The sequence below is a fragment of the Gracilimonas sp. genome, assembly GCF_035704785.1.
In the GTDB taxonomy this organism is placed as follows: Bacteria; Bacteroidota; Rhodothermia; order Balneolales; family Balneolaceae; genus Gracilimonas.
Window position 1 is genome coordinate 1 of record NZ_DASSWP010000206.1, and the last position, 7,515, is coordinate 7,515.

The 7,515-nt window shown below is 38.1% G+C and carries 11 protein-coding genes; 4 read left to right on the top strand and 7 right to left on the bottom strand.

Annotated features, from left to right (window positions below; translation table 11 throughout):
- Positions 1-443 (top strand): DUF5777 family beta-barrel protein (locus tag VFM80_RS11805; RefSeq protein ID WP_395072032.1); only part of this gene is annotated, 443 nt, incomplete at its 5' end.
- Between the two features lie 8 nt (positions 444-451).
- Here the strand turns inward: VFM80_RS11805 and VFM80_RS11810 are convergent.
- The 7 genes from VFM80_RS11810 to VFM80_RS11840 all read right to left on the bottom strand — a co-directional run bounded on the left by VFM80_RS11810 (position 452) and on the right by VFM80_RS11840 (position 5,990).
- Positions 452-793, bottom strand: coding sequence for a TM2 domain-containing protein (locus VFM80_RS11810; protein ID WP_395072033.1), 342 nt, complete (start codon positions 791-793; stop codon positions 452-454).
- Between the two features lie 2 nt (positions 794-795).
- A complete protein-coding gene (locus VFM80_RS11815) occupies positions 796-1,095 on the bottom strand; it encodes a DUF2752 domain-containing protein (protein ID WP_395072034.1) in 300 nt (99 codons plus the stop codon).
- A 49-nt stretch (positions 1,096-1,144) separates the two neighbouring features.
- Positions 1,145-2,296, bottom strand: coding sequence for a hybrid sensor histidine kinase/response regulator (locus VFM80_RS11820; protein WP_395072035.1), 1,152 nt, complete (start codon positions 2,294-2,296; stop codon positions 1,145-1,147).
- Between the two features lie 141 nt (positions 2,297-2,437).
- Positions 2,438-3,175 carry a PspC domain-containing protein gene (locus VFM80_RS11825; protein ID WP_395072036.1) on the bottom strand — a complete coding sequence of 246 codons (738 nt, stop codon included), beginning with the start codon at positions 3,173-3,175 and terminating at the stop codon, positions 2,438-2,440.
- Between the two features lie 42 nt (positions 3,176-3,217).
- Complete coding sequence (locus VFM80_RS11830) at positions 3,218-3,793, bottom strand: 5-formyltetrahydrofolate cyclo-ligase (protein WP_395072037.1); 576 nt, start codon at positions 3,791-3,793, stop codon at positions 3,218-3,220.
- Position 3,794: 1 nt separating this feature from the next.
- Positions 3,795-5,408 carry a bacillithiol biosynthesis cysteine-adding enzyme BshC gene (gene bshC, locus VFM80_RS11835; RefSeq protein ID WP_395072038.1) on the bottom strand — a complete coding sequence of 538 codons (1,614 nt, stop codon included), beginning with the start codon at positions 5,406-5,408 and terminating at the stop codon, positions 3,795-3,797.
- A 3-nt stretch (positions 5,409-5,411) separates the two neighbouring features.
- Positions 5,412-5,990, bottom strand: coding sequence for a bifunctional nuclease family protein (locus tag VFM80_RS11840; RefSeq protein ID WP_395072039.1), 579 nt, complete (start codon positions 5,988-5,990; stop codon positions 5,412-5,414).
- A 236-nt stretch (positions 5,991-6,226) separates the two neighbouring features.
- Between VFM80_RS11840 and VFM80_RS11845 the strand changes: the two genes are divergently transcribed.
- The 3 genes from VFM80_RS11845 to VFM80_RS11855 form a co-directional block, all read left to right on the top strand.
- Positions 6,227-6,601 carry an NADH-quinone oxidoreductase subunit A gene (locus VFM80_RS11845; RefSeq protein WP_395072040.1) on the top strand — a complete coding sequence of 125 codons (375 nt, stop codon included), beginning with the start codon at positions 6,227-6,229 and terminating at the stop codon, positions 6,599-6,601.
- Between the two features lie 8 nt (positions 6,602-6,609).
- Entirely contained in the window at positions 6,610-7,092 is a 483-nt protein-coding gene (locus tag VFM80_RS11850; protein WP_255135729.1) for an NADH-quinone oxidoreductase subunit B, read from the top strand.
- A gap of 4 nt (positions 7,093-7,096) precedes the next feature.
- Positions 7,097-7,515 (top strand): NADH-quinone oxidoreductase subunit C (locus VFM80_RS11855; protein WP_395072041.1); only part of this gene is annotated, 419 nt, incomplete at its 3' end.

Consider the following 7,515-nt stretch of genomic DNA (forward strand, 5'->3'; position numbering starts at 1 on the left):
CAGAACGTAGATTTGATTACACGTTTACGAAACGTTTAAACTACCTCGCATCTTTAATGATCGCTCGAAAGTTTAATGAGAAGCTCAGCCTTCAGGTTTCACCTATGATCTCTCATTTTAATAACGTTGTGAAAGAAATAGAAAGTGATAGACTTTATAATACGATTGCAGCAGTTGGTATTGTGGGCAGATATAAATTAAACAAAAGGAATGCAATAGCCTTTGAATACCTGCCCGTTATCGGAAATAGAAACTCAGATACAAAAAACCATGCCGCTGTATCTTTTGAAATTGATACAGGCGGGCATGTTTTTCAGCTATTCTTCATGTCCGGAAGATGGTTTACTGAACAACATCTTATATCACGAACTGATACCAATATGTTTGATATGGACTTCCGCTTTGGGTTTAATATAAATCGGTTTTTTGGCGTCGGTAAATAGTCAGTTTATCAAAGAAATGAATGTACTTCTTTAGCTACTTCACGATTGTACTGAAATGCGAGATCTTTATAATTAACCAGATCTACGATGGTACCTATCAGGCATAGTCCACCGGTAAAAATGTAAAGAATTCCCATACCGATCTGATTCAAGATCAAACGATGTACGCCGGCAATCAGGAAAAATCCCAAAATACAGGTGATCATTATAAGTTGTGGATCTTTACGACGAGACCTATATACCGAAGTAAATTTGGATGCCTGCTCTTCAGATAAAGAAGACATTAATTTTCCGACATATAAAGCTTCATCTCCGTCAATTTCCGGTAAATGATCAATTATATTAGCCATGATTACGATTCCTTTTCGTTAGTTTTTGATTGATTATAAATTCTGTGCCACAGATAAAATACCCTTCCACTAAGTATCAAAACCGCAAGAGGTCCGGCAAAATGAGCATTCATTGCCGAGCTTAGATCCCCTCTGAATGTATATGCAATTGAATGTCCTAAACCTTCACCGGGACAAAAATCTATACCTGCAAGATCGAACAAACATAATGAGGTTCCCGTGTATTCAGGGCTCATAAGTCCAAGAAGTATCAAGCCGGTGCTGAACACCACCCATTCTAAATGTTTGTGAATAAACTTCATATTCTAACTACGCGAATAAAAAAACTAAGTTTCTATTAATTTTTACGGCTTAACTAAAATTAGATATCATTGTGTTTTGCGGGATCCGAATAAAAAACTGTGTTCCGATATCCAGCTCAGACTTTACCCATACCTCACCGCCATGGAGTTCAACATAAAGTTGAACAATATCGAGGCCAAGCCCTGTCCCTGCTTCACCACTTGTCCCTTTTCTGGAAGATTTATCCGGATTTTTAAAGATACTACCTACCATTGACTCCGGAATTCCTATTCCGGTGTCTCTCACCTCAAATATCAGGTCTTCTTCTTTTAAATTCACTTCAACAACAACCTCACCTTTCTGCGGAGTGAATTTAAGTGCATTGGAAACTAAATTATTCAGTGCAATTTCAATTTTATTTTGATCCAAAGTTCCTCTCAGTTCTTTTGGATCCACTGAATATTGCAATCGGATATCTTTAACAATTGATTTTGCCTTATTCATCGAAACAACACGGTCTAATAAATCTGATATAATAATATCAGAATAATCCAGTGCTTCAGGCTCTGACTTTTTACTCTCTTTATCCAATACTTCTTGAACCATACTAAGCAAATTAGTACCACTATTTTCAATGACTGATAACATTTGGCGTTGTTCTACAGGAGTAATTTTATCACTATCCCGAATTAATTTTACCAAACCGATGATCCCGGTAAGTGGATTTTTAATATCATGACTTACCATTCGTACCAGATCATCTTTCTTTTGGTTTAGCCTGCTTAATTCAACTTCACGGTCTCGTAAGATTTTGATCCGTTCATTAAGCTGTTTTTGCAAAAAACGAATCTTTAAATGAGTCTTGATCCGAGCGAGCGTTTCTTCTTTTTGGAATGGTTTGGTTATATAATCTACGCCTCCCAACTTAAATCCTTCAATTTTATCTTCAGTATCAGTTAAAGAGCTCAAGAAAATAATAGGGATATCTTTGAGAAGTTTATCGTTTTTAATATGACTTATAACTTCAAACCCGTCCATTCCGGGCATCATGATATCAAGCAGTATCAGGTCAGGTTCATGTTTTTTGGCAAGTTCAATTGCTCTTTTTCCGGTTGAAGCTTCAATATGATCATAGCCTTCAGTTTTTAAAACATGAGATAAAAGTTTAAGGTTAACCGGAGTGTCATCTACAATTAGAATTAAACTTTCTGATTGGTGCAATTTAGCGGGATTTAAATGCTTTTAAAGTTTTGAAGTCTAAAATCTAAGATAGTATTATTTTTGGGAATACTAATTTTAATAAAAATGAAAAGAAAAGCAGAATACCATTCACACCGAGGTAAGCTGAAAAAAAGCCCACGATCAGAAATTAAAATCATCCATCATTTCAACGGGTTCCTTAGGCATAGCTAAAGAAAGCCCAAAATAAACCAGTAAACTTGCCCCCCAGCTCATAAAGAAAACAGCAACAAAAATGAACCTTACAACCGTTGCGCTGATACCAAAATACTTTGCCAATCCTCCACAAACACCGGTCCATTTTTTATCTGATCTTGACTTCATCAATCGCTTAGAGTGGCGATAACCATAGGCATCGAAGTCCATAGATGTAGATCGGCTCGAAGATTTTTTGGAGCTTGAATCAAGGGCATTACTTAGTTTAGAACCAGAACCGGAAGAATAGTTTAAATCTTCTGAACCAGGAATATCGGCGTAAGAGGAGGCAGCATTAGACCTGGCTTTCTTTCGTGCTTTTTTGATCTTGCGGGCACGTTTTCTGTCTCCCACTAAAAAGCCAAACCCAACTAAAGTTATAAGGGCACCTCCGATCAAAGGAAGCGCGGAAGAGCCAATTAAACCCTCAGACAATCCGGACAGAAATTCTCCGGTTGGTAAGCCCACGCTTTGGATCAAAAAAGTTAAAGCAAGAAATATCATCACCATACCTGATATGGTTGCAACATTCCAAATACTTTTACCGGTTTCCTTTTCCTCTTCTTTAAGGAATTCCTGCATGGTAGAGTTTAACTCAAATTCATCAAACTCAAGGGTTGCGGTACCGGTTTTGGAAGCAGATCGTGATTTTGTTTTTTCAGCCATAATTTTTCCTTTGTGAAGCCCTACGAATTATGCATTGTAATGTTACGAGAAAATCACATCTTCTTCAGTAATTATTACATCTAATTTTTCATCAAACTCTTCTACAGGGATCTCTTTAAATAGAAACTGATCAAATACAAGTCCTGCCTTCAGTGCTTGGGTTTGTTTAAGAAATTGATCATAAAATCCCTTGCCATAGCCTAATCTATTTCCCTTGAGGTCTGCTGCGGCCATTGGAACTATGATCAGGTCTAATTCGGAAACTTGGATAGGTTTGACATTTTTCGGCTCCCTTACCCCCCATTTATTTTCGATCAAATCAGTAGAGGGACCGATCTCTGAATGAGATAAAGTGTTATCAGTAAAATTAGTAATGGGGACGGCAACTCTTTTTTTATCCTTAAAAAGCTGCTCAATAAACAAATCGGTACAAACTTCACCACGTTTGTTCATCGAAATATAAGTATGAACCACTTCGGCAGTTTTATAAAAATCGGCATTTAGTAAATGCCCGATTATTTTTTCTGACTTTGATCGCCATTCAGATTCTGAAATTCTTTCCCTTTTTGAAAGAACTTCATCCCGGATTTCTTGCTTTTGCTGCTGAACTGAATTCATGTCAAATCTCTATCAAATGATGCTCGGTAAGATCCAGTCCTTCTTCCTCGATCGCCGTTAATAAATTCTTCCAAATATCGAGCCCATACTTATTCATAAAATAAACCGGTGAAACGGAACGCTCTTGTAAACCGCCATCCGGAAACAAATTAACCTTGATCTTTTCAATACGTTTGATCTGCGTTTCTTCTTGTTTTTTTATGGAGCGATATACACGTCCTTTCAATTTATCCAGCTCATTAGTGAATCCGGCGACTGTTTTACCCACCATACCCTCTAAAGTAGGGTCAATATCATTGATCACTTTTAAGGGCTCTTCAGCAGCAGCATCTAACCTGCTTTTCCATTCTGCAAACACTTTTTCAATATCTTCGGTTTCTGTTCTCTCTATGAATTTTGATTCGAGATCTTCAATGCGTTTTTCATATTCAGTTACTTTAAAAGGAAGTTTTTCAATGATCCTTGATATCCCCGATTCAATAATTGTAGCAGTATAGCGGGGAAAGATCGGGGGCATTTCAAGTTCAAATTCTCTATACATAGAATTCATTTGCCCGTAGTACGCCAACTCTCCCGGACCAGCTACATAGCCAAGTGTTGGTAATAGTTTGTCCTGAATTATAGGGCGTAAAAATACATTTGGAGAAAATTTCTCGGGGTGATGATCGATCTCATCCAATAATTCTGACTTTGACCAACTTATTGAACCTGCAGTCCAGGTTTCTTCATCCCGATGGATCTTTATTCTCCCCTCCTTTTCAGACAGGTAAAAAAGGTTTGAATCTCCATTCATTACCTGCCGATGGAAGATCTCTTCCAATTCTGAACTTTTTGTTTCTATAGCCTGATAAATGGCATCGGAATTTTTAACGCTGCGATTGAACGTAGAAGCTATCACATCTTTGATTGGCTTGTAGTTACTACCTGCTATTAATATCCCTTCATTTGAGAACCACTCATTAATAAGTCCTGCAAAAGCTTGAGCATGAGTATTCCCTTGTTTATAATGTTTGTCTAAAAGCCGCCAAAGAGATTCAGTAAAATCTGTATCAAAAAGTTCTTCTTTCACTTCAGCTTTAAAGGCTTGAATTTCTGATCCGATCTCTTCTTCGGAAACAGGAATGCCTTTACCCTGTTGGTCTAATTTAATTTTATTGAAATCATTTCTGCCGGTAATTCCTGCCCAGGCTATTTCTTCAAAATCATGGTCTTCATCAGCCAGCCAAAATACAGGGACTACAGGTTGCCCTAATTCTTTCTCATATTTTCGTGAAAGTAATATGGCGGTCATTGTTTTATAAATAGTAAACAGTGGACCTCCATAGACCCCAAGTTGTTGTCCTGTAACTATAGCCAAGGCATTATCTTGCGATAATTTCTCCAAAGCATCCTTTTGATCTTCAGAAATCCCCAAAACCTTATGGTATTCAGACAACGCCTGTATATACTGCTCTTTCTGAGTAGTCTTTGGGATGGAGCCGGCTCTGCGGCTGATCTCATTCTCATCCAATGGGTTGAATGAATAGAATGATTTTAATTTATCAAAGTCGGTAAGGTAGGTATTAAATAAAGTCGAGTAAGAAAGTTCGCTGAACGAACAACCAGATATATCCAAAGCTTATCCTTTCATTTTTGAAATGCGGTCTCTGATCTTTGCCGCCTTCTCATAATTTTCAGTTTCTATGGCAGTTTTAAGTTCTGCTTCTAGTTTTTCTAGTTCAGATAACTCTTTTTGGCCCGGAGAGGTTTCATCGCCTTTCAATGCTTCTTCAAGTGTTTGATGCTCAGGCTCAGTACTAATTCCAGCTTCATTGAGCACCTCTTCGTTAACATAAATAGGGGCGTTAAAGCGAACAGCAAGTGCTATTGCATCACTGGGTCGTGCATCTAATTCAATAAGCTGGTTCTCTCGCTCATAAATTATTTGCGCATAAAAAGTACCCTCAGAAAGATCGTTTATGTAAACTTCTTTGATCTGTGTGTCAAAACTTAATACAAAATTTTTGAGCAGATCATGAGTCATGGGCCTCGGGGGTTTTATATTTTCTAGCTCTAGCGCAATTGCCTGAGCCTCAAATGATCCAATTATAATTGGTAACCTTTGATTTCCCTCTGCCTCATTTAAAATAAGGGCATAAGCACCACCACTGCTTGGGCTGGTTGAGAGTCCTAAAATTTCCATTAATACCTTACTCAAATTTCCACCTGCTATCCTCTTTAAATAGTTAGGTATTAAGGTAATGATTTTTACTCAAGTGTTAAACCAAGGTATTCAATAAACTAACTTTACCTGTTTTAGAAAAGTTTATTCATTTTTCTGAGATTTTTCTTCCATAAGAATTCAAATAAAAGGTATATTCTCGCCCAAATTCGTTGACATTGCAAAACATTGAGGCTAACTTTTCAGCCCACTAACTGAGAACATTTCAGAATATGCTCGAAAATTATTTTCCGATTTTAATTCTTGCTGTTGTTGCCGTGGTTTTGGCTTTTGTACTATTAACTTTATCCAAAATTCTCGGACCCTTCCGGCCCAATAAAACTAAATTAAATCCATATGAGAGTGGCATGGATCCTGTGGGAGAAGCACGGGACCGCTATTCGATCAGTTTTTATCTGGTTGCCATGGAATTTATTGTATTCGACCTTGAGGTCGTTTTTGTTTATCCCTGGGCAGTAAGATACCTTGATCTTGGATTCGGAACGTTCGTGGCGATGATGCTATTTATCATTGTACTATTTGTGGGTCTTCTTTATACACTCAAGAAGGGCACCTTAGATTGGGATTTAAATCATTTTAAAGCTTAAATAATATTATGGGAATTGAATCGGCACTTGGTGAAGGTTTTTTTACTACTAAAATAGATGCGCTCACAAACTGGGCTAGAGCAAATGCTGCATGGCCTATGCCTATGGGACTAGCCTGTTGTGCGATCGAGATGATGGCTTTTGCCGGACCCCGTTACGATGCTTCACGATTTGGATCCGAGGTAATGCGTTTCTCACCTCGCCAAAGTGATGTAATGATCGTAGCCGGATGGTCGACATATAAAATGTCTCACGCCATTCGCAGAATATGGGATCAGATGCCTGATCCAAAATGGTGTATTGCCATGGGAGCATGCGCGTCAACCGGCGGAATGCACCGTTGCTATGGTGTGGTTCAGGGAGTGGATAATTATTTACCGGTAGATGCATACGTATCAGGATGCCCTCCCCGACCCGACGCTCTTCTTCATGCTTTGATGAAGATCCAAGACAAAATTAAAACTGAGCATTCTGTCTTATTAGATACCTAAGAATATGAGTTTAGAACTGAACGATACATTACAAGGCGTTGTAGATGGGCTTTCTTCTGATCACTCGGAAGATCTCATCGAAGTCTATCAGTCTTGTGGTCACACCTACATTCGTGTTGAAGCTGAAAACATTGTCAAGATCTGTAACTATCTCAAAACAGAGCACCGTTTTATATATCTGACTGACATAATCGGAACGGACCGATATACTTCTGATGAAAGATTTGAAGTTATCTACAACATGATGAACCTAAAATCTCGCGATCGTATATTTTTAAAGACCAGAGTTGAAGAAGAAAATCCAAAAATAGATACTGTTTCTTCAGTTTGGAAATCAGCCGGTTGGTTAGAACGCGAAGTTTACGATATGTATGGTATTCTTTTTGAAGGTCACCCTGATCTTCGAAGAATTTACATGCCGGA

Coding starts and splice junctions, on each gene's coding strand:
- VFM80_RS11810 (WP_395072033.1), bottom strand. CDS start 793: ATGGCTAATATAATTGATCATTTACCGGAAATTGACGGAGATGAAGCT.
- VFM80_RS11815 (WP_395072034.1), bottom strand. CDS start 1,095: ATGAAGTTTATTCACAAACATTTAGAATGGGTGGTGTTCAGCACCGGC.
- VFM80_RS11825 (WP_395072036.1), bottom strand. CDS start 3,175: ATGGCTGAAAAAACAAAATCACGATCTGCTTCCAAAACCGGTACCGCA.
- VFM80_RS11830 (WP_395072037.1), bottom strand. CDS start 3,793: ATGAATTCAGTTCAGCAGCAAAAGCAAGAAATCCGGGATGAAGTTCTT.
- VFM80_RS11845 (WP_395072040.1), top strand. CDS start 6,227: ATGCTCGAAAATTATTTTCCGATTTTAATTCTTGCTGTTGTTGCCGTG.
- VFM80_RS11850 (WP_255135729.1), top strand. CDS start 6,610: ATGGGAATTGAATCGGCACTTGGTGAAGGTTTTTTTACTACTAAAATA.